This is a genomic window from Rubellimicrobium rubrum (assembly GCF_006152115.1).
In the GTDB taxonomy this organism is placed as follows: domain Bacteria; phylum Pseudomonadota; class Alphaproteobacteria; order Rhodobacterales; family Rhodobacteraceae; genus Rubellimicrobium; species Rubellimicrobium rubrum.
Genome location: NZ_VDFU01000016.1, coordinates 37,656 through 58,388, shown reverse-complemented (window position 1 = coordinate 58,388; position 20,733 = coordinate 37,656). Strand labels below are relative to the sequence as shown.

18 protein-coding genes are annotated in these 20,733 nt (G+C 68.5%); 8 read left to right on the top strand and 10 right to left on the bottom strand.

The window, feature by feature from the left end; genetic code table 11:
* Nucleotides 1-3: 3 nt before the first annotated feature.
* The 8 genes from FHG66_RS13630 to FHG66_RS13595 form a co-directional block, all read right to left on the bottom strand.
* A complete protein-coding gene (locus FHG66_RS13630; protein WP_139077603.1) occupies nt 4-843 on the bottom strand; it encodes a carbohydrate ABC transporter permease in 840 nt (279 codons plus the stop codon).
* Entirely contained in the window at nt 843-1,775 is a 933-nt protein-coding gene (locus FHG66_RS13625) for a carbohydrate ABC transporter permease (protein WP_246082606.1), read from the bottom strand. The genes FHG66_RS13630 and FHG66_RS13625 overlap by 1 nt, the downstream gene beginning before the upstream one ends.
* A complete protein-coding gene (locus FHG66_RS13620) occupies nt 1,772-3,037 on the bottom strand; it encodes an ABC transporter substrate-binding protein (protein ID WP_246082605.1) in 1,266 nt (421 codons plus the stop codon). Before FHG66_RS13620 ends, FHG66_RS13625 begins: the two co-directional genes overlap by 4 nt.
* A gap of 57 nt (nt 3,038-3,094) precedes the next feature.
* Nucleotides 3,095-4,246 carry an aminotransferase class I/II-fold pyridoxal phosphate-dependent enzyme gene (locus FHG66_RS13615; RefSeq protein ID WP_139077602.1) on the bottom strand — a complete coding sequence of 384 codons (1,152 nt, stop codon included), beginning with the start codon at nt 4,244-4,246 and terminating at the stop codon, nt 3,095-3,097.
* The gene (locus tag FHG66_RS13610) at nt 4,243-4,953 is read right to left on the bottom strand and encodes a FadR/GntR family transcriptional regulator (RefSeq protein WP_246082604.1); all 711 of its coding nucleotides are present in this window, start codon (nt 4,951-4,953) and stop codon (nt 4,243-4,245) included. Before FHG66_RS13610 ends, FHG66_RS13615 begins: the two co-directional genes overlap by 4 nt.
* A 417-nt stretch (nt 4,954-5,370) precedes the next feature.
* Entirely contained in the window at nt 5,371-6,600 is a 1,230-nt protein-coding gene (locus FHG66_RS13605; protein ID WP_139077601.1) for a sensor domain-containing phosphodiesterase, read from the bottom strand.
* 197 nt (nt 6,601-6,797) lie between these two features.
* Nucleotides 6,798-7,886, bottom strand: coding sequence for a Gfo/Idh/MocA family protein (locus tag FHG66_RS13600; RefSeq protein WP_139077600.1), 1,089 nt, complete (start codon nt 7,884-7,886; stop codon nt 6,798-6,800).
* Entirely contained in the window at nt 7,883-8,614 is a 732-nt protein-coding gene (locus FHG66_RS13595) for a GntR family transcriptional regulator (RefSeq protein ID WP_246082603.1), read from the bottom strand. Before FHG66_RS13595 ends, FHG66_RS13600 begins: the two co-directional genes overlap by 4 nt.
* Before the next feature lie 90 nt (nt 8,615-8,704).
* Here FHG66_RS13595 and FHG66_RS13590 point away from each other — a divergent pair, with 90 nt between their 5' ends.
* The 8 genes from FHG66_RS13590 to FHG66_RS13555 all read left to right on the top strand — a co-directional run bounded on the left by FHG66_RS13590 (nt 8,705) and on the right by FHG66_RS13555 (nt 18,882).
* Complete coding sequence (locus FHG66_RS13590; RefSeq protein WP_139077599.1) at nt 8,705-9,859, top strand: LLM class flavin-dependent oxidoreductase; 1,155 nt, start codon at nt 8,705-8,707, stop codon at nt 9,857-9,859.
* Between the two features lie 121 nt (nt 9,860-9,980).
* Complete coding sequence (gene bglB, locus FHG66_RS13585) at nt 9,981-11,066, top strand: beta-galactosidase BglB (RefSeq protein ID WP_139077598.1); 1,086 nt, start codon at nt 9,981-9,983, stop codon at nt 11,064-11,066.
* Nucleotides 11,063-11,908: a 5-dehydro-4-deoxy-D-glucuronate isomerase gene (gene kduI / locus FHG66_RS13580; RefSeq protein ID WP_139077597.1), complete on the top strand. Its 846-nt coding sequence runs from the start codon at nt 11,063-11,065 to the stop codon at nt 11,906-11,908. The genes bglB and kduI overlap by 4 nt, the downstream gene beginning before the upstream one ends.
* Nucleotides 11,905-14,424 (top strand): hypothetical protein, encoded by a 2,520-nt coding sequence (locus FHG66_RS13575; RefSeq protein ID WP_218013855.1) that lies wholly within the window; start codon nt 11,905-11,907, stop codon nt 14,422-14,424. Before kduI ends, FHG66_RS13575 begins: the two co-directional genes overlap by 4 nt.
* 23 nt (nt 14,425-14,447) lie before the next feature.
* A complete protein-coding gene (locus FHG66_RS13570; RefSeq protein WP_139077596.1) occupies nt 14,448-15,716 on the top strand; it encodes an ABC transporter substrate-binding protein in 1,269 nt (422 codons plus the stop codon).
* A 10-nt stretch (nt 15,717-15,726) separates the two neighbouring features.
* The gene (locus FHG66_RS13565) at nt 15,727-16,734 is read left to right on the top strand and encodes a carbohydrate ABC transporter permease (RefSeq protein WP_139077595.1); all 1,008 of its coding nucleotides are present in this window, start codon (nt 15,727-15,729) and stop codon (nt 16,732-16,734) included.
* Nucleotides 16,731-17,786 (top strand): carbohydrate ABC transporter permease, encoded by a 1,056-nt coding sequence (locus FHG66_RS13560; protein ID WP_139077594.1) that lies wholly within the window; start codon nt 16,731-16,733, stop codon nt 17,784-17,786. Before FHG66_RS13565 ends, FHG66_RS13560 begins: the two co-directional genes overlap by 4 nt.
* 10 nt (nt 17,787-17,796) lie before the next feature.
* Complete coding sequence (locus tag FHG66_RS13555; RefSeq protein WP_139077593.1) at nt 17,797-18,882, top strand: ABC transporter ATP-binding protein; 1,086 nt, start codon at nt 17,797-17,799, stop codon at nt 18,880-18,882.
* A gap of 367 nt (nt 18,883-19,249) precedes the next feature.
* Here the strand turns inward: FHG66_RS13555 and FHG66_RS13550 are convergent, their stop codons facing one another.
* A complete protein-coding gene (locus FHG66_RS13550; RefSeq protein WP_139077592.1) occupies nt 19,250-20,137 on the bottom strand; it encodes an EamA family transporter in 888 nt (295 codons plus the stop codon).
* Nucleotides 20,138-20,294: 157 nt separating this feature from the next.
* On the bottom strand, nt 20,295-20,591 hold the full coding sequence (locus FHG66_RS13545; RefSeq protein ID WP_139077591.1) for a putative quinol monooxygenase: 297 nt from the start codon (nt 20,589-20,591) through the stop codon (nt 20,295-20,297).
* Between the last annotated feature and the right edge of the window lie 142 nt (nt 20,592-20,733).

Sequence of the window (20,733 nt, the reverse complement as noted above, 5' to 3'; positions counted from 1 at the left end):
GGATCAGCCCTTTACCGCGCCCGAGGTGAGGCCCTGGACGAGGTAGCGTTGAATGAATGCGAAGAAGAGGCAGGACGGGATCAGCGCCAGAACGCCCGCAGCCATCATCTGCCCCCAGTCGACCGAGAACTTCGACACGAAGTTGAGAAGCCCCACCGGGAAAGTCATGCGATCCTCGTCCCGGATGAGCATCAAAGCGAACAGGATCTCGCTCCAGGCGGCGGTGAAGACGAAGCCCAGCGTCGCACCAAGGCCCGGCAGCGTCAGCGGCAGGATGACCTTGCGCAGCGCCTGCATCCGCGTGCAGCCGTCCATCATGGCCGCCTCCTCCAGGTCCTTGGGGATGCCGTCGAAAAAGGACTGCATCAGGAAGATCGCGAAGGGGATGTTGAACGCCGTGTAGACGACGATCAGGCTGGGGAGCGTGTTGAGCAGCCCGAGCCCCGAGACGATCCGGTAGATCGGCGCGATGATCATGAGAAGCGGGAACATCTGCGTCAGCAGCAGCAGCGCCACGACCCCCCGCTTGCCCCGGAATTCGAAGCGCGAGAAGGCGTATCCACCCCCCGCCGCGATCACGGCGGTGATGGCCGCCGTGCTGAGCGACACGGTGACCGAGTTGCCGAAGAACCGCAGGAAGTCCGAGGCCAGCACGGCGCGGAAGTTGTCCCAGGTGGCCGCCGAGGGCCAGTACCGGGTCCCCTCGGTATAGATCAGCCGGTCGGGCGTCACAGCGATCTTGACGAGCCAGTAGAGCGGGAACAGCGCAAAGGCCACATAGGCCGCGATGGCCAGGTACTTGCCCGCGACCAGAACCGGGTTGGATCGACCGAGCACCGCCATCAGTGGCGCACCAGCCGCGACCGCACCGCCAGAAGGACTGCGGCGTAGATCATCAGGAGCACCAGCATCACGACGGCGATGGCCGAGGCGTGGCCGAAATCCAGCCGCCGGAACGCGGTGGTGAAGATGTAGGAGGACAGGATCTGCGTGGAGTTGGCCGGCCCGCCACCCGTCATCACAAAGATCAGGTCCGCGAAGTTGGCGATCCAGATCGCCCGGAGCATGACCGTGATCGCGATCATAGGGGCAAGAAAGGGCACGGTGATCTTGGTGAACTTCTGCCAGGCCGAGGCGCCGTCGATCTCGGCCGCCTCGTAAAGCTCGCCGGGGATGGCGGACAGCGCGGCCAGCAGCGTAATGGCGAAAAAGGGCACGCCGTACCAGACATTCGCCAGGATCGGCCCCCAGAGCGCCGTGTCGGGATTGCCCAGGATGTTGTAAGGCTCCTCGATGAAGCCCAGGGCGTAGAGCCAGTGGGGCACGGGCCCGATCACCGGGTTGAACAGCCAGGAAAAGGTGAGCGCGGTCAGGAAAGTCGGCACGGCCCAGGGCAGGAACACCAGCGCCTGTACGATCCGCTTGCCATGGAACTGGGTGTTCAGCAGAAGCGCGAGCCCGAGCCCTAGCGCGAACTGGAGCGCCACGCTCGCGCCCGTCCAGACCAGCGTGTTGCGGAAGGCCCGCCAGAACTGCGGATCGCCCCACAGGTCCTGGTAGTTCTCCAGCCCCACCCATCGGGCCGCGCCGGGGCGGAGCAGGTTGAATTCGCGGAACGAATAGCTGAGGCCGATGGCCAGCGGCACCAGCATGACGAGGCCGATCAGAAGGAGCGAGGGCACGAGATAAAGCCACGGCTCGACCACCAGCGCCACATAGGCGCGGGAAAAGCGCCCCCGGGTGTTCCCGGGGGCATGGGTCAGGGCCGCGCTCAATTGGACTCCTGGTACTTGGCGTATTCCGCCGTCAGGTATTCGGCCCACTGGTCCGCCATCTCCTGCGCCGTGATCTCGCCCAAGAGCGCCTGCTGCGCCGTCTCGATGGAAAGTTGATCTGCGAAATAGCCGAACCCTTCCAGATAGGAGGGCATCGTGAGCGGGATGTAGGTATCGGGGTTGTTCAGCTCCTCGAACCAGCCGGCGAACTGCTCGGTCCGGAAGAACGGGTCCTGGTCCGCGCCCTGATGGATCGGGATCACGCCGACCCGTTGGGCCCAGACCGAGTTCGACTCGGGCGAGGACAGGTGCGCCACGAGGCTCCAGGACTCATCCGGGAACTCGGTCGTGTTAAAGATCGACCAGCCGGCATAGCCGATCGTCGGGAACGCCCGCCCGCCCGGCCCCACCGGCATCGGCATCACGGCAAAGGTTTCAGCGTCCATCCGATCCGCGATGCCGATCAGCGCATCGGGGTCCTGGTCGAGGAAGGCGCAGGTGCCCGAGTAGAAGCCCGCCACGATCTCGTTGAAGCCCCAGTTGATGCTGTCGCGGGGCGCCGCCCCCGACTTGTAAAGGTCGATCAGCATCTGGAGCCCCGCGACCGAGCCGGGCTGGTTAATCGTGGACTGGCCGTCCTCGGTGAAGAACTCGGGGCTGTCGTTCATGGCGGCCGCGAACATCATCCAGCCGTTGGTGCCGCCCGGACCGCCGCGCAGGCAATAGCCCGACTTGCCCTCGATCTGGCTCACAGCGTTGGCGGCGGCCACGAACTCCTCCATGGTCTTGGGCGGCTCGGCCACGCCGGCCTGCTCCAGCAGATCCTTGTTGTAGAACATGGCCCGCAGGTAGAACCCGTAGGGGATCTGCTCGAGCTTCTCGGCCGCGGTCATGCTGCCCATCCGAACCGTCTGCTCGGTCAGCGTGGAGCCATGCTCCCACTCGGCCACATAGGGCCCCAGGTCCGTCAGTTGGCCCGCCGCCGAATACTGCGCGAGCCAGCGGTCCGGCATCTCGACCACGTCGGGGATGTCGCCGCCCGCGACCATGGTCGCCAGCGTCTCGAAGGCCTGGCCCCAGGGCAGGCTCACGATCTCCACGGTGTTGCCGGTCTCCTGCTCCCAGGCGGAGACGATCTGCTCCAGGGTCTCGGTCCGCTCAGGCGAGGTGATGACCTCGACCAGCGTCAGGTCGGCGGCCCAGGCTCCGCCGGCGGTGAGCGCCATCACGGCGCAGGACAGCAATCCGGTTCGCATCGTCATGTGAAACTCCCTTCGGTTGGTATGAACGGCCTCTTGGCGGGCCGTAGGGTCGTTCGGTCAGGTCGCCGCGGCATCCAGCGCGGCGGCGAAATCGGTCCAAAGGTCCTCGGCGTCCTCCAGCCCCAGCGACAGGCGCACGAGACGGGGGGACACGCCGAAACGCTGCGGGGCATTCTTTTCGCCCGACTGCTTCAGCGTGATGGCGGCGGGAACCACAAGGCTTTCGAAGCCGCCCCAGCTCACGCCCAGGCGGAAGTGCTTCAGGGCGTCCGCAAGGCGCGGGATGTCGATCCCGTCGGCCAATTCAATGGACAGAAGGCCCGAGCGGCCCGACAGCCCCGGCGTGGCATTCGGGCCGGGAGATCTGACACGCGTGACCTCGGGCCGGGTGGCCAGACGGTCCACGAACAGGTTCGCCGTCGCCTCGTGCATCCGCATCCGTGGCACCAGCGTCCGCAGGCCTCGCACAAGCAGCCAAGCTTCGAAGGGCGCAAGTTTGGCCCCCAGCAGCGGCAGCGTCATGTCGCGGATCCGGCCCACCGCCTCCGCCGATCCGACGACCACGCCGGCCACCGTGTCGGAATGGCCCGAGATGTACTTGGAGGCTGAATGGACCACCACGTCGATGCCCGCCTCGATAGGGCGCTGGTGGACCGGGGTCGCCCAGGAGTTGTCGATGACGGTCAGCGCGCCATGGCGTTTCGCATGAGCCGCCGTGCGAGGCAGGTCGATCAGCTCCATGACCATGGAGGTGGGGCTTTCCAGATAGGCCACGTCCACCCCCCGCAGGAGGTTTGCGTCTTCGGCAAAGGCCGCGGGCGGGTGGTAGCTGACTTCGACCCCCATCGGCCGCAGCATCCGCTCCAGAAGCCGGTAGGTGTCGGGATAGACATGCTCGACGCAGGCCACGCGCGCCGCCGGCCGCGCGAGCGCGAGCAGCGTCGCCGAGATCGCACCCATGCCGCTGGCGAAGGCCACGGCCGCCGCCCCGCCCTCCAGGTCGGCCATCATCGTCTCGAAGGCGGCGACGGTGGGGTTCTGAACGCGGGTGTAAAGCGGCTCGTCCGAGGCTCCCATCATGCGGGCTTCGAAGGCGGCGTAATCGTCGAACGCGAAAAGCGAGGTCTGGTGAATCGGGGGCGTGATCGGCCCCGCGCCGTCGCTCCAGGGCTGGGCCAGACGGGTGGCGATCGAGAGCGGGCTGGTCATCCGTGTCCTTCCATGACGGCGCGGGCGGCCGCCTCCGTGTCATCAAGGATGCGCGTCATCCATTCGGTGGCCTGAATCCCCTGGCCCGCCACCACGGCCTCGGCCAGCGGGCGGTGCAGGGGGATGGTGGCCGATCCGAGCTGCGGCATCCCGAACGGCGTCTGATACACCTCGTCGAAGGCGCGCTGGAGCTGGCCGATGATCTGGCTAAACAGCGGGTTTCCGGTGGCATCATGGATGGCGGCATGGAACGCGCGGTCCGCAACCCGCCAGTCCGCGCCGCCGTCGAAGGCCACCATGAGGTCGAGCATTCGGGCGGTGATCTGGTCACGGGCGGCTTGGGTGGCGTCGCGCGCGGCCAGCCGCACCGCCTCGATCTCGAGCGGGCGCCGGACGGCGAGCGTGCGCAGCAGGCTCTCGGCCTCCAGCGTGACGGCCAGCGGCAGCGCCAGCGTCCGCCCGGTGATCGGCGCGGCCAGGACCGTTCCGGCGCCCTTATTGCGGCTGACGATCCCCACGCGCGCCCAGGCGGTCAGGACCTCGCGCAGCTTGTGGCGCCCTACGCCCAAGCGGCGGGCCAGCTCCGTCTCCGGCGGCAGCCGGTCCCCAGGCTTCAGCCCCTCGGCGCTGACCAGAGCCACCAAACCGTCCATCACGTCGTGCCCGACGCGCGGTTCGGAGGCGGAGAGGGGCAAGGACGCGTCCATGGAAACTCCGGGCGGCTCCTTGAACAGACTTCCACATTGTCGGACAATGTCAACGGATATGTCGGACAAAGCCATCCATGCACCCGGCTGGGGGCATCAGCTGGCTCGCCGCGATCGCGTCCGCGCCACTCCGACCGCAAGCGGAACGGGCCCGTTACTCCGGTGCGGACCCTGTTTGTGAACCAGTGCTCTTCGAGAGAGGCATGACATCGAGGCCAGAAGGGGACGTTCTGCAACGATCAGCGGCCCAAGCCTTGCTACCGCCGAACCTGTTGGAGCGGCCCGCGCCGTGCCGTTCCGGGCGCGTTCAGGAGGAGCACCCCAGACCTCGGGCGGTCAGACGGGCTTGGCGAAGGCCTGAGATCCCTATATCCCTGATCTCCGCAAACTCATGGCATGCGGACAGGGTCAGTCAGATCAGAACGCCGGTTCGAGCAGGGCTGCCGCACGCGCACGCGCTGTCGCCTGCTCCAAGGATTCTGGTCGGCCGAGAAGATAGCCTTGCCCGCATTCGACACCCAGCCTGCGCAGCGCTGCAAGCTCGGCCTCCGTTTCGATGCCTTCGGCCACCACGACGGCCCCGGTCTTGCGCGCAAAGCCGGTCATCGCCTCCACAAGGGACGCGCGGGCGTGGTCGGCGTCGAGATCGCGCGTGAGCGACATGTCGAGCTTGATGAGGTCCGGCCTGAGCCGCAGGATCTGCTGAAGCCCCGCATAGCCCGCACCTGCGTCATCGACCGCGATCCGCATTCCCCGGCCGCGCAGGACATCAAGCTGGCGCAGAATCCGGTCGTAGTCGGACACCACCGCCTGCTCGGTCACCTCCAGCACAATGCGCGACACGTCCCGTTCCGCGAGCATGCGCGCCAATGCGCCGCTTTCCACGGTGGCCGGCGAGGCGTTGATCGATACATAGGCAAAGGCGGGAATGTGCCCGACGGCGCGGAGCGCCCTTTCGGCCACGGCGCATTCGAGCGTTTCGGCCAATCCGACCTCGGCGGCCTCGGCGAACCACTTGTCGGGGCTGCGGTACGGCACGGAACGAAAGCGGCACAGCGCCTCGAAGCCCCTGGGGAGCATGGCCTCGAGGTCGATGATAGGCTGGTAGACGACGTCGAAGCCGTCCGGCACCATGGCGGCCTCGGTGGCGGCCATGATGGCGTCGAGTCGGGAGCGCCGGGCCAGGGATGTGTTGACCTGCTCGGCCGAGATCGAGGCGAACAGCTCCATGACATGGAGATCGCGCGGCCCAAGCGTCGCGTTGGGACGGGGGCTCAGGCAACAGAACATCCCATAGACCGAGCCGTCGGCGCGGTGGATGGGCACCGACACATGGCTGCCGATCGGAACCGCCGCAGTGATCGGCATGGCCATGGCCAAAGGCTCCTCTCTGGTGTCGCGGATCACCCGCGGCAGCCGGCCTTCGATGATGTGCTTGCAATACACCTCAGAGATGGCGCGGCTGTCGCCCGGCTTGATCATCCCCTCCAGCCCCGGGGCCGAAACGGCGCGGAAGACGGTCTGGCCGTCCACGAACTCGCTGAGGTAGGCCACCTCCATGCCGAGATGCCGGCGCACCGTCTCCAGGGCAGAGTCGATGATGTCGGTCGGTTCGCCGGTGCGGGCAGCAGACAGCAGGCCGTTCATGTCACCCTTCACAGATCCTCGTGGCTGCCCGCATCTGACCCTCTAAGACCTCAAGGGCGACTTAACGGCGCGGCCAGGGCGCGCAGAATGGTGCGGACTCCGTTCACCCATCGCTCAGGGCCGACAGTTCGGGCGCGAAAGGGGCGACCGACCAGGATTCTCGGCCGGGAGTCCTGCCACGGACGGGCTACGACCGCTCAGAACGCGACCGACTGCCCGGATCGAGCGCTGGCCTCGGCCGCGAAGCCCATGGCCGTCGCGCGAAGGCCGTCCTGCAGGGTCACGTCCGGCCGTGCCTCGCCCCGCACGACGGCGGCAAAGCGCAGATGCTGGTAGAAGGTGCCGCCGTTGTGGTCGCCGGCGTCGAGGAGCGCGGGGGCCACCGGAACCTCGCACGACATCGGTCCCTTGGGCCAGCGCGGGCTCGCGATCAGGCGGGGCACCGGCGGATCTCCCAGTTCGGGTGGCCAGAACCGCGACGGGCCCGGAACCTGGCATTCGAGCTTGCCCGTCGGACCCACGACCGTAAGCTCCTCCTGATAGCGCGAGCCTTCGGCGAACATGCAAAGCTCCAGCATGGCCTTGGCGCCGCTTTCGAAGTCCACGAGGACGTAGCCATGATCCCAGATGTCCGGGGCCGCGCCGTCGTAGCGCTCGTCCTTGTGGTTCACGGCCTGTCCGCCGGACGCCATGACCCGCACCGGCTCGGACCCGAGGATCAGGCGCATCAGGTCGAAGAAGTGGCAGCACTTCTCCACGAAGGTGCCTCCGGTCCGGCTGTTGAAGCGGTTCCAGTTCCCGATCTTGGCGAGGAACGGGTATCGATGCTCCCGGATCGTGAGCATCCGGACACCGCCCGTCGCGGCCTGCGCCTCGGCCACGAAGGCGGCGATCGGGGGCATGTAGCGGTACTCCATCGCCACCCAGATCGGCGCGGGATAGCTGCGGGCCAGCCGGTCCACGCCCGCCCGATCCTCGGCGGATACGAAAAGCGGCTTTTCCACCAGCACCGGAAGCGGACGCGTCGCGGCGACGCGAAGAAGCTGGGGCATGTGGAGATCGTTCGGGCTCGCGATCACCAGGGCGTCGAGGTCGGGCCGCGCGATCAGGGCGTCGAAGCTCGGGGCGACCTCGGCCCCGCCGGCCTGGTGCGCCATGGCCTGGGCCTGCGCCTCGACGGGGTCATGCACCGCGGCGACCCGCACGCCCGGAACCAGCGCGATGTTGCGCAGGTGCTCGTGGCCCATCATGCCGCAGCCCACAAGGCCGTAGTTCAGCGTTCTCATGCCGGCTCCCTGGTCATGCGCGAGACGTAGCGGGCCCGGTCCGGATCGAACCAGGTCCGGGAGTATTCGGCCCCGGTCCCGTCCGGAAGCGCCGCCACCCGTTCGATATGGCCGACCCGCGTTCCCGCAGCCGGAGCAAAAGCACCAAGAGCCCAGTCCGGCACCAAGGCCACGCCGATGCGGTCCTCGACCCGGGCGATCTGGAGGCCGAACAGGTCGCGGTACGACAGGTACAGCGACTCCGACAGGTCCTCCGCGCGAAGCGACGGTGCCAGCGCCGCGTCGAGCCAGATCTCCTCCAGCGCCACGGGGATGCCGTCCAGGCGGCGCAGGCGGCGAATGCGGTGGCCCTCGGGCGAGGGCCCGAAGGCAAGGGCGTCCGACGGCTTCGCCCGGCGCTCCAGCGCGATCAGTTCGGCGGTGGGCAGGCCGCCGCCCTCCACAAGTTCGAGACGGAACAGGGAATACACGCTGGCGACGCCGGTGCGGTGGCGGATGTAGTTGCCCGAGCCCTGCCGCCGTTCCAGCAAGCCTTTGGCCGCGAGGTCCGCGAGGGCCTTGCGCAGGGTGCCGACCGCGATCCCGAGGTCGGACGCCATATCGCGCTCGGGCGGCAGGCGCGCGCCGTCGACCAGCCGCCCGGCCCCGATCTCGCGGATCAGCCGTTCGCTCACCTGCATCCAGCGCGGCAGCGCCGCGGTTGCCAGCATCTCGGTCGCCTCGTCCATCGTCCCTGGCCAGAGCAAATTGATCCAGCATTGATGCACGGCAAGTCCGATGCTACGCAAGCCCACCAGATCATTGCCGGAGCGTCAGCGATGTCGGTCGTCCCTATCACCTCTCCCGACCTCGATGCCTTGGAGGTGTCGTGGTTCGCGGCGCTATGCTCGGACGACTACGCCCAGCTTGGCGTGCCGGACGGGGCGCTGCGCTCCTCCTGGGAGCATTGCCGTGACATCACGCTCGAGGCCGAGAGGCAGGGCTTCCGCAACATCCTGTGCCCGTCGTCCTATCAGGTCGGGCAGGACACGCTGTCCTTCGTGGCCGGGATGGCGCCGCTGACGGAGCGGATCAACATGCTGGCCGCGATCCGCTGCGGCGAAATGCAGCCCATCATGCTGGCCCGGACGGTCGCCACGCTCGACCATATGCTGGAGGGGAGGCTCACGCTCAATGTCATCTCCTCGGATTTCCCCGGCGAGGTGGCGGACAGCGCCTTCCGCTATCGCCGCTCGCGCGAGGTGGTGGAGATCCTACAGCAGGCCTGGACGCGGGACAGCATCGACTTCGAGGGGGAGGTGTACCGCTTCAAGGGCGTCCCCACGGACCCCGCAAGGCCCTACCAGCAGGGCGGGCCGCTCCTCTACTTTGGGGGCTACTCGCCCGACGCGCTCGACCTCTGCGCGCGGGCCTGCGACGTGTACCTGATGTGGCCCGAGCCCAAGCAGCAGATCGCCCAGCGGATGCGCGACGTGGCGGAGCGGGCCACCGGGTATGGCCGGACGCTGGACTACGGGCTCCGCGTCCACATGATCGTCCGAGATACCGAAGCCGAAGCGCGGGAGTATGCCGAGCATCTGGTGGCGGCTCTGGATGACGAATACGGCAAGCTGATCCGGGAACGGGCGCACGACTCCATCTCGCTCGGCGTCGCGCATCAGGCACGGACACGGGAGTTGGCGGACAAGTTCGGCTATGTGGAGCCGCATCTCTGGACCGGGATCGGCCGGGCGCGATCGGGCTGCGGGGCGGCCCTCGTGGGCTCAACCGACCAGGTGCTGTCCGAGATCGAGGCTTATCAAAACATGGGCATCCGCGCCTTCATCTTCTCGGGTTACCCGCATCTCGACGAGGCGCGGCATTTCGGCCAGCGCGTGATGCCCGAGTTGAAGACCTGCTCGCTGCCGCATGTCTATGGCCGCGTGCCCGCCACCACGCCTGCCACCCCCCTCGGGACGGGGCCGCGGCGCTAGGGGTCTGTCGCGTCACGCACAGCCGGGCCCTTGCGCGAGGGGCGGCTTCCCCGACGGCGGGGCGGGTTACAGGTTGCGCAATCCTGCCGCATCCGCTTGGATCGTCGCCAGGAGGAACACAATGCTCGACGGATCGCTCATGCGCGGCGCGCTCGACCGGCTGGTGAACGGGCTCGTGGACCTCAGGGACGAGGGGCGCTTCGACGAGCCGAACCTCGATGGGACGCGCGGCGACTACATCAGCTTCGAGTCGTGGGAATGGCCGCAGGGCGTGGGCCTTTACGGCCTCGCCCAGCTTTGGCGCGACGGGGGCGATCCCCGGCTGCGGACGATCCTGGAGGACTGGTACGCCCGCGCGCTGGACCGGGGGCTGCCCACGCTCAACGTCAACACCACGGCACCGATGCTGGCGCTGTCGCTGCTCTGGGACCGCACCCGCGACGACCGCTGGCGCCGGGCGCTCGACGGCTGGGCCGACCGCGTGATCGCGGACGCGCCCCGCACGGTGGAGGGCGGGTTCCAGCACGACGTGTCCGACAAGGTGAACGAGGGCGAGTTGTGGGACGACACCATCTTCATGATGGGGCTGTTCCTTGCCGCCTATGGCGAGGCCTCCGGCCGCCGCGCGCTGGTGGACGAGGCCGAGCGGCAGGTGCTGGTCCACACCCGCTACCTTGCGGACACAGAGACCGGGCTCTGGTTCCACGGATGGAGCTTTCCGCGCCGGGACAACTTTGCCCGCGCCCGCTGGGCGCGCGGCAACGCCTGGATCACCGCCGCGCTGGCCGACCTGCCGGAGCTTTGCACCCTCTCGCCCTCGGTCGCCCTGTTCCTTGAGGGCGTGCTGTCCGCGCAGGCGCAGGCCCTCCTGCCGCTCCAGACCGAGGACGGCGCATGGCGCACGCTTCTCGACGACCCCGAAAGCTACCGGGAGACGAGCGCCACCGCCGGGATCGCCTATGGCCTGATGAAGGCCGGGCGGCAGGGCCGGCTGCCCGAGGCCGCGCGGCAGGCGGGGCTGCGGGCCTTGGAGTACGTGCTGGGCCAGATCGACGAGAACGGCACCGTGGGGGGCGTGAGCTACGGCACTCGCATGGGCCACGATCTCGAGTTCTACCGCGACATCCCGATCCAGCCCACGGGCTATGGCCAGTCGCTCGCCATCCTCTGCCTCTCAGAGGCGCTGCACCATCCGGAGACCCGATGACCGTCACCTGGACCACGCGCTACGGCGCCTCGCCCGCGCAACTGGGCCGCATGGGTACGGAGGAGCTGCGCTCCGAGTTCCTGATCCCCGGGATCTTCGCCCCCGGCGAAGCGCGGATGGCCTACACCCATGTGGACCGGATGGTGCTGGGCGGCATCGTGCCCACGGACGCGTCCATCGAAATCGGCGACGGCGCGGAGGTCGGAACCGCCACGCTGTTCCAGGCGCGCGAGGGCGGGATCGCCAACCTCGGCACCGGCGCCGGGACAGTCACGCTGGACGGGCAGGCGTTCCCCTTGGGGCCGCGCGACGTCCTCTATGTCGGACGCGGCGCGCAGGAGGTGACGCTCGCCTCGGACGACGCAGGGAACCCGGCGCTGTTCTACCTGAACTCCGTCCCGGCCGGGGCGGACCTGCCCCACCGCCTCGTGACGCAAGCCCAGTCCAAGGCCGTCAGCATGGGCGACGAGGCCAAGTCCAATAAGCGCACGCTGCGCATGTACATCCATCCGGAGGTCATGCCGTCCTGTCTCCTCCTCATGGGGATCACCGACCCCGCGCCGGGCAGCATCTGGAACACCATGCCGCCCCACACCCATGTGCGGCGGATGGAGGCCTACTTGTATTTCGGCATGTCCGAGGACGACCGGGTCATGCACTTCATGGGCCAACCCCAGGAAACGCGGCATCTCGTGGTGGCGGGCGGGGACGCGGTACTCTCCCCCGCATGGTCGATCCATATGGGGGCCGGCACCGGCCCCTATGCCTTTGTCTGGGGCATGACGGGCGAGAACCAGGTGTATCAGGACTTCTCCCCCGTCCCGGTGAGGGACCTGCGATGAGCCGCCACCTGAAGCCCCTCGCCCCCGGCCAGCCGCTGACCGCCTGGCGCGTGTCGCCCATCGCCGAGGAGCGGTTCGACGTCCCGCCCCGGCCCATGAAGGGCGAGATGGACCCGTTCTTCTTCCTGACCAAGGAGAAGAACTTCATCCCCCACGAATACCCCTGCCGCACCGACTTCGCCGACCGTTTCCGAGGCCGCCGTCCGGATGAGCGGGCCACCCCGGGCGATATGCGGACAATCCTGGGCTTCGGCTCGCCCCGGCTGGATCTGTCGGGCTTCTGGTTCCGCCCCACGCGCCTTGCCGCGCGGGCCGAGGCGGTGATCCTGTGCGACAGCGCCGGCCGCGCCCGGCTGCGGCTCGCCACCTGCGGCGGCTCGATCCTGCGCGTCAACGGCACCGAGGTCCTCTGGACCGCCGAGTACAAGCGCAACTTCGAAACCATGACCGAGGTCGAGGTGGACTTGCCCGAGGGCGAGAGCCTCGTGGAGTTGTTCCTCGATGACCTCGCGGAGCGGGACACCCGGTTCTACGCGCAACTCGACTGGCTCGAAGGTCCGCCCGCGCAAGCCGGCATCCGGATCGAGGGCGACCCGGACCACGCCGCTGCCGTGGAGGCCGCGCTAGAGGCCATGCACTTCCCCCGCGTCTCGCATGACGGCGGCCCGGTGGCACTGGTGCTGCCCCGGCCCCTGCCTGTGGACACGCAGGCCACCATCCGGGTCGAGGGGGACTTCATGTCCCACGACCCCTTCCCGCCGATCCAGGTGACGCTGCCCGCCGGGGCCGACCGGCTAGAGGTCGGACAGGCCGAGAACCTGCCCGCCGACTTCCGCCATTTCGACGTGACGTTGGCCGTGCCCGGCTTTGCCGCCTCTCGCGTGTTCGGAACGGAGATTTCCCACCCGCAAGGCCCCGTGCCCGCGACGCTGGCCGAGCGGACGCAGGAAACCCTGCAAGCCGTGGCCTCGGGCGGAGAGGCCGACACCGTGCGCGCCATCGCCCGCCTCGCGCTGGCCGATGGCGGGCCCGAGACGCGGGCCATGATCGAGGCCTCCCTGCCCCGCATCGACGACTGCTGGGACTGCGCCGACTTCGCCCTCGTGCCGCTCCTGTGGTGCCGGATGCGCTTCGCGAACCTCCTCGGGGACGACCTCTGCGCCCGGACCGACCAGACGATCCTCGGCTACCGCTACTGGATGGACGAGCCCGGCGACGACGTGCAGTGGTACTTCTCCGAGAACCACGCCCTCCTCTTCCACACGGCGGCGCATCTGGGCGGGCACCTCCTGCCCGACGCGACCTTCACCCGCTCGGGCCGCAAAGGCTCCGAGCAGTCCGCCGTCGGGGCGGAGCGGCTGCGGGCCTGGCTCGACCACTTCGAGGCTTGGGAGATGGCGGAATTCAACTCCGCGCCGTACTTCCCCATCGACCTCAAGGGGCTCACAGCCCTTTACGCCCTGTCGCCTGACGCTGATATCCGGGAGCGTGCGGGACGCGGGATCGCCCGGCTGGTCGAGATCGTCGCCAATTCCGCCCATCGCGGCGTGCTGACCGGCGCGCAGGGACGCAGCTACGAGCACACTCTCCGTGCCTCGCGCACGCTGGAGCTGTCGGCCATCGGGCGGATGCTCTGGGGCACCGGAAGCTATGGCTCGCGGTTCCACGCCACGCCGCAACTGGCGCTCTGCCTGCGGGATCATGGGCTGGAGTTGCCCGACCTCGCATCGCGCGCAATCTGGGACGGGGGCGACGCGCAGGAGTGGACCTTCGCGCAAGGCCAGGACCGGATCGCCAAGCTGTATCACCACAAGACTCGCGATCACGCGATGGGCTCCATCGCCGCCTACCGCTGGGGGGAATGGGGCTATCAGGAAACGCTGGTCCATGCGCGCCTGGGCACTGACCCCGACGCCCAGGTCTGGATCAACCACCCGGGCGAGGTGATTCATTCCGGCTACGGACGGCCCTCCTACTGGGGCGGCTCGGCCTCGGTGCCGCGCGTGCAGCAGTACCGGGACCTTGCGCTCGTGGTTTTCGATGGCGTGCCGCCGCAGCCCGACTTCACGCACGCCTTCTTTCCCGCGGCGGCCTTCGACCGTGCCGAGGCGACGGGCGACACGGCCTGGGCCTCGGCCGGTCATGGACGGCTGATGCTCCGGGCCTCCGGGGCACTGTCTGGCGTGACCGAAGGCCCCAGCGCGAGGTGCGAATTGCGGCTCGCGGGGAGGTCCGGCTGGTGGCTCCTCCGCCTGGGCTCCGAACGGCTCCATGGCGCAGCCGAGGCGTTCGCAACCCGCTTCGCCCGGATCACCCCTTCAGGCACGGATGGCGACATTACCGTGGAGGATCCGGACTACGGCCCCGTCCGCTTTCTGGCGGATGGGACGGTGGAAGCCGAGGGGCGCCGTCTCGATCCGGCCGACTGGACGGTGCAGGGGTCGCGGAACATCTTACCCGTGGGGGCCGACGGCGCCGCGAGGGATCAAGGGCGCGCGGCAACGACCGCGGGCTGACAAGACCACAGGGAGGAACGACCATGACCATCAGGACCGCCACGGCCGCCATCGCGCTGGCGCTCGCCGCCGCGCCCGCCTTCGCAGGAGAGGTGCGGATCATGTGGTATTCGGACGGCGTGGAGGGCGAGGTCATCCAGGACCTCCTGTCGCGCTTCGAGGCCGAGAACCCCGAGATCGACGTCATCCTCGACAACGTCGCCTATCAGGTGATCCAGGAGCAGTTGCCGATCCAACTGGCGAGCGGCCAGGGCCCCGACATCGCGCGGGTCACCAATCTCAAGGAGCAGGCCCAGCACTGGCTCGACCTGCGGCCCTACCTGTCGGACCCGGCCTATTGGGAAACGAACTTCGGCGACCGCCTCGACTGGATGCGCGAGGAAGGGTCGGACGCGATCCCCGGCTTCCTGACCCAGCTCACGCTGACGGGCGGCTTCGCTAACGCCACGCTCTTCGAGCAGGCCGGCGTGGCGATCCCCGGCGAGGGCGCGACCTGGGACGACTGGATCGAGGCCAGCCGTCAGGTCATGGACAGCCAGCAGCTTCCGGCGGCCTTCGCCGTCGACCGCTCGGGCCACCGCATTTCGGGCCCCGCCGTGTCCTATGGCGCCAACTATATCGGCGAGGACGGCAACCCGGCCCCCATCGACGACGGCACCATGGCCTTTGCGGGCAAGCTCGTGGACTGGACGTCTCAGGGGCTGATGCTGCCCGAGGTCTGGGTCTCGGCCGCGGGCACCACCTACCGCGCCGCCGCCGACGACTTCATCAACGCGCAGATCCCCTTCTACTACTCAGGGAGCTGGCAGGTCGCGAACCTGAGCACCAAGATCGGCGACGCCTTCGACTGGGTCGCCGTGGGCACGCCCTGCGGCGATGCGGGCTGTTCGGGCCTTGCGGGCGGCGCGGCGCTGGTAGCGATCAAGTACACCCAGAACCCCGAGGAGGTCGCCAAGGTGATGGAATACCTCGCCTCCGAACCCGTGGTCCGCGAGTTTTCGGAGCGTACCCTGTTCCTGCCCGCCCATGCGGGCGTCGTCGCGGCGGGCGGCCTTCAGTTTCAGTCCGAGGACCCCAACGTCCAGCCCGCGCTGGAGAAGTTCGTGCAGGCCTCGACCGAGACGCTGCCCGCGTCGGACGCCCTGCCAGCCTGGCGCTGGGCCAACGCCTATTACGGCGCGCTCGTCACCCGGATCAGCCAAGTCATGGCGGGCGAGCTGACCCTGGAGGAGGCGCGGCCCCTGATGGATCAGGACATCGCAGACCAGGTCGCCGCGGCCCAGCAGCAGTGACCGGGGCGCCATGACCTCCCTTGGCCACTGGGCGGGCGTCCTCGTCACGGCGCCCCTCGTCCTCCTGGCGAGGGCGGTCGATCCACTGCTGCGCGCCTGGCAGCGGTGGACCGGCATCGGAGGCATGGCGGCCTTCTTCCTTCTGCCGAACCTCCTGATCTTCGGGGTCTTCGTCCTGATCCCGATCGTGTTGAACCTGGCCTACTCCATGACGGGCGGCACCGAGATCCTTCTGGCCCAGCGGCCCTATGTGGGCGGAGAGCAGTACGCCCGGCTGCTGGAATGCCAGGACTACTCGCGTCCGCTCACCTGCCGGGAGGACCAGTTCTGGACGGCGGCGCGGAACACGGGGCTGTTCGTCCTGTTCCAAGTCTCGCTCATGGTCGCCGTGTCGCTGGTGACGGCGCTCATCCTCAACCGCGAGATCAAGGGGCGGGGCTTCTTCCGGGCGGTGTTCTTCTTTCCGGTCCTCCTGTCGCCGGTCGTCGTGGGCCTGATCTGGCGCTGGATTCTCCAGCGCGAGGGGCTCCTCAACCTGTTGGTGGTCAATCTCGGGCTGGAGCCGCAGGTCTGGCTGAACGACCGGGTCACTGCCTTCGCGGCGGCGGTCGGCGTCTCGACTTGGGCGCATATGGGCTTCTATACCCTGATCCTGCTGGCCGGGCTCCAGGCGATCCCCCGCGACCTTTACGAAGCCGCCGAGATGGACGGCACGCCCCCGGCCCGCGTGTTCCGGCGCATCACCCTGCCGCTCCTCGGCCCCAACCTCGCGGTCGTGCTGGTGCTGGCGCTGATCCGGGGCGTGCAGATCTTCGACGAGGCCTATGTGCTGACCGGGGGTGGCCCCGGCACCTCCACGCTGTTCCTGACCCAGTACATCTACGAGGTGGGCTTCGCCTCGCTCCTGCGGAACCCGGGGCTGGCGGCGGCGGCCTCCATGCTGATGGCCGGGGTCCTCGTGGTCCTGACGCTCGTGCAACTGCGCCTGAGCCGTAGCTCGGCGGGGGGGCAGCGATGAGCGCCGTGACCAGTTTCCTCACCCGCCGCCGGGGCCAGGGGCGGCGCTGGCACTGGACCGATGTGGTGACCTGGGCCTGGCTCGCCGCGGGCGTGGTGCTGATGTTCGGCCCGGCGCTCTGGCTCGTGGCCTCGTCCTTCAAGGGCCCCGCGCAACTGGCCGAGTTCCCGCCCACGCTTCTTCCTTATGTCCAGCAGACCGCCCAAGTGGAGGGCCACGACGAGCCCCTGCCCCTCTACACGGTCACGCGCGAGGACGGGACCGAGGTCGTCCTGGCCGAGATCCGGCGCATCGGCACCAACAGCCAGATGGTGGACCCTGCGAACCCCGAGGAGCGGATCAACGTCAACATCGCCGACCGCGAGCCCGTGCGCGAGGTCGGCTTCGCGACCGAGAACTACGTGGCCCCGCTCGTCGCCAACAACTTCCTGCGGTTCCTCTGGAACTCGGTCTTCGTGACGGCCGTGGCGACGGCCATCACGCTCCTGACCAACAGCATGGCGGCCTTTGCGCTGTCCAAATACGACTTCCGGGGCCGCAACGCGGTCATGCTGCTGATCGTGGCGACGCTCATGGTCCCGCTGTCGGTCATCCTCGTGCCGCTCTATGCTGTGGTGAACGCGACGGGGCTTCTCGACTCGCTCTGGGGGGTGATCCTGCCCACGGTGGCCACGCCCACGGGCGTGTTCCTGCTGCGCCAGTACATGCTCACCATTCCCGACGAGCTGCTGGAGGCCGCGCGAATGGACCACGCCTCGGAGTGGCAGATCTACTGGCGCATCGTGCTGCCGCTCACCGCGCCGGCGCTGGCAGTGCTGGCCATCTTCTCGGTCGTCTGGCGCTGGAACGACTTCCTGTGGCCGCTGATCGTGCTGTCGCGGCGCGAACTGTACACCCTGCAGGTCGGGCTCAACACCTATGCGGGCGAGCTGAACGTCCAGTGGCACTACATCCTGGCCATGACGGTGGTGACGATGATCCCGGTGGTCCTGATCTTCGTGTTCCTCCAGCGCTTCATCACCGCCGGCATTGCCGGGGCGGGCATCAAGTAAGGGGCCTCGCATGAGCCAGATCGCGCTGAAGGGCGTCACCAAGAGCTTTGGCGGCGTGAGCGTCATCCACGGCGTGGACCTCGACATCGAGACGGGCGAGCTCGTGGTCTTCGTTGGGCCGTCCGGCTGCGGCAAGTCCACGCTCCTGCGGCTCATCTCCGGCCTGGACCAACCAAGCGCGGGCGCCATTGAGATCGACGGGCGCGACGTGACGCGCGTCTCGGCAGCCGACCGGGGCCTGGCGATGGTGTTCCAGTCCTACGCGCTCTACCCCCACATGACCGTGCGCCAGAACCTGTCCTTCGGGCTCGAGAACACCCGGATGGCCAAGGCCGAGGTCACGGGCCGGGTGGCCGAGGCTGCACGGATGCTGAACATCGAGCCCCTTCTCGACCGGCGCCCGACCCAGCTTTCGGGCGGTCAGCGGCAACGGGTGGCCATCGGGCGCGCCATCGTCCGCAACCCCACGGCCTTCCTGCTGGACGAGCCGCTGTCGAACCTCGACGCGGAGTTGCGGGTGTCCATGCGGGCCGAGCTGGCCGCCCTGCACGCCCGCCTCGGGACCACAATGATCTACGTGACCCACGACCAGATCGAAGCGATGACGCTCGCCTCGCGCATCGTGGTGCTGCGTGCAGGGCGGGTGGAGCAGGTGGCGCGTCCGCTCGACCTCTTCAACCGGCCAGCCAACCTGTTCGTTGCGGGCTTCATCGGCGCCCCGTCGATGAACCTGTTTCCCACACGGGCCGAAGGGGGGACGGCTGCCCTGCCCGGTGGCCGGCGCGTGCCAATGGCCGGGGTTCCCGAGGGGAGCGAGGTGACCATCGGCCTGCGTCCGCAGCACCTCCGCCTCGCCCAAGGGAACGAGCCGGGCTTCGATCTTCGCATCGCCCTAATCGAGGCGCTTGGCACCGAGACGGTGGTGCATGGCGAGTTAGCCGGAACGTCGGGCGACACCCCCCGGCGAGTGTTCGCCATCCTGCCGGGGCAGCCGGGGGTGGCGTTGGGGGACATCCTGCGCCTGGGTTTCGACGAAGCGTACCTGCACCGCTTCGGCCCCGACGGGCAGCGACTCGTCGGTCCGGGCCGCCCCTGACGCGGCGCAAGCTCCTGCCGCGGCCAGAGGAAGAAGTGCCGCGCCGTCCCCCCAGCCTCGCGTGGCGGCGATCGGCCCGCGATCTAGGCCACCAAGTCGCCGAAGTTTTTGGCAAGCCGCTCGGTCCTGTCTATCATGAGCATCGAGCCCCCGGACGTTCATGACGGCTAGCAGCCGATCAGTGAACAACTTCAGGCTTTGGGACGACTGGCGAAGCCTCCCAGCCGCGAGAGGACGAGGTCGGCGATCCATCGCATCCTTTGGAGGGCTGGTTCTGCCTCGCCTCCCGACTGAATGGAAACAGCGTTGTGTCAGCGTTCGTCCCCCAAATCGCCGGGTGCCCCAGGCCAGACCCGGGCACAGGCCCTCAACCCGACGCCGTTCGGCGCGCCCGCCACAGCGGCGCCAGCACCCCCGCCGCAAGTCCGCCGATCACCAGCGCGGCCGCCGCAAGCTTCCAGGCCGGCAGCGGCTCGCCCAGCCACAAGGCCGAGGCGCCCAGGCCGAAGACGGGCACGAGGAGCGCCATGGGCGTGATCGCCGCCGCCGGGTGGCGGGCCAGGAGCCAGCCCCAGGCGGCATAGCCAAAGAGAGAGTTCGCCACCGTCTGCCAAAGCACCGCGGCCCAGGTCATGGCATCGGCGGCCACAAGCCCGGCGCGAATGGCAGGCCATCCCTCGAAGACGAACGACAGCGCGAGCAGCGGCGGAAAGGAGAACAGGCTTCCCCAGATCACCACGGGCAGGAGATCGCGCGCCCGGCTCGCCTTGGCCACGAGGTTGCCACCCGCCCAGGACAGCGCCGCCAGGAGCACGAGCCCAAGACCCAGGGGCGTGGTGGTGCCGTCCGTATTGAGAGCGATCACCAGGATGCCCGAGGCCGCGACAGCGAGGGCCACGAGTTGATAGGCCCGCACCCTTTCGCCCATCCACCAAACCGACAGGCCGATGGTCAGGAACACCTGCATTTGCACGACCAGCGAGGCAAGCCCCGGCGAGATCTGGCCCCGCATGGCCAGGAACAGAAGCCCGAACTGCCCCGCCCCGATCAGCAGGCCATACCCCGCGAGAAAGCGCCAAGCGACCTTGGGGCGCGGGACGACCAACGCGGGCAAAGCCGCGAGGACGAAGCGCAAGCCCGCGAAAAGGAACGGCGGGAGGTGATCCAGTCCCACGCGGATGACCACGAAGTTGGTGCCCCAAACGGCCACCACGAGAAGGGCCAAGGCGAGGTGGCGGAAGGGCATGCGATCCATGGGGGCTTATCGCAGCGCCCGCACCCGCTCGCAACCATGCCGGCCATTGGCCGGTCCGATCAGCAAGGCCCGCAGCCGGTGAGGTCCCTTGCCGCTGATGGTCTCCGAACCGCGACCCCTGCCGACGGTGCGGGACGCGTCCTGTCCGTTCGCCAGCTCAGTCGAGAGCAACCGGCCGGTAGTGCCGCATCTCGGCGATGTCGGACACGAATGGCCGCACCAGCGCCAGGAACGGCGGAAAGTGCGCGCCGCGGCGGAATCCCTGAAGGTGACCGTCGGTCGAGCTCCAGATGAGCCGGACGGTCACGGCGCTCGCGTCTTCCTCGCACACGGCCACCTCCTGGGACAGGCACTCGGGCGCGGCCCGAAGATGCGCGGCAGCAACGCGGTAAGCCTCTACGATGGCCTGCGCACGGGCTGGCTCGGCTTGGTAACGGATGTACTCGATGATCATGACGGCGCACCTCCCGAAGGCAAGACTGCTCGTGGCCAGACCGCCGATCAACTGCCCGGGCAGGCAGGCTGGGACGGAGGTTCCGGCCCTTGTTCCACCGACCCTTTACATGTCGATGTGGCTTTGCCGGGCCATGATACTT

Coding starts and splice junctions, on each gene's coding strand:
- FHG66_RS13630 (WP_139077603.1), bottom strand. CDS start 843: ATGGCGGTGCTCGGTCGATCCAACCCGGTTCTGGTCGCGGGCAAGTAC.
- FHG66_RS13620 (WP_246082605.1), bottom strand. CDS start 3,037: ATGACGATGCGAACCGGATTGCTGTCCTGCGCCGTGATGGCGCTCACC.
- FHG66_RS13615 (WP_139077602.1), bottom strand. CDS start 4,246: ATGACCAGCCCGCTCTCGATCGCCACCCGTCTGGCCCAGCCCTGGAGC.
- FHG66_RS13610 (WP_246082604.1), bottom strand. CDS start 4,953: ATGGACGCGTCCTTGCCCCTCTCCGCCTCCGAACCGCGCGTCGGGCAC.
- FHG66_RS13605 (WP_139077601.1), bottom strand. CDS start 6,600: ATGAACGGCCTGCTGTCTGCTGCCCGCACCGGCGAACCGACCGACATC.
- FHG66_RS13600 (WP_139077600.1), bottom strand. CDS start 7,886: ATGAGAACGCTGAACTACGGCCTTGTGGGCTGCGGCATGATGGGCCAC.
- FHG66_RS13595 (WP_246082603.1), bottom strand. CDS start 8,614: ATGGACGAGGCGACCGAGATGCTGGCAACCGCGGCGCTGCCGCGCTGG.
- FHG66_RS13590 (WP_139077599.1), top strand. CDS start 8,705: ATGTCGGTCGTCCCTATCACCTCTCCCGACCTCGATGCCTTGGAGGTG.
- bglB (WP_139077598.1), top strand. CDS start 9,981: ATGCTCGACGGATCGCTCATGCGCGGCGCGCTCGACCGGCTGGTGAAC.
- kduI (WP_139077597.1), top strand. CDS start 11,063: ATGACCGTCACCTGGACCACGCGCTACGGCGCCTCGCCCGCGCAACTG.
- FHG66_RS13575 (WP_218013855.1), top strand. CDS start 11,905: ATGAGCCGCCACCTGAAGCCCCTCGCCCCCGGCCAGCCGCTGACCGCC.
- FHG66_RS13570 (WP_139077596.1), top strand. CDS start 14,448: ATGACCATCAGGACCGCCACGGCCGCCATCGCGCTGGCGCTCGCCGCC.
- FHG66_RS13565 (WP_139077595.1), top strand. CDS start 15,727: ATGACCTCCCTTGGCCACTGGGCGGGCGTCCTCGTCACGGCGCCCCTC.
- FHG66_RS13560 (WP_139077594.1), top strand. CDS start 16,731: ATGAGCGCCGTGACCAGTTTCCTCACCCGCCGCCGGGGCCAGGGGCGG.
- FHG66_RS13555 (WP_139077593.1), top strand. CDS start 17,797: ATGAGCCAGATCGCGCTGAAGGGCGTCACCAAGAGCTTTGGCGGCGTG.
- FHG66_RS13550 (WP_139077592.1), bottom strand. CDS start 20,137: ATGGATCGCATGCCCTTCCGCCACCTCGCCTTGGCCCTTCTCGTGGTG.
- FHG66_RS13545 (WP_139077591.1), bottom strand. CDS start 20,591: ATGATCATCGAGTACATCCGTTACCAAGCCGAGCCAGCCCGTGCGCAG.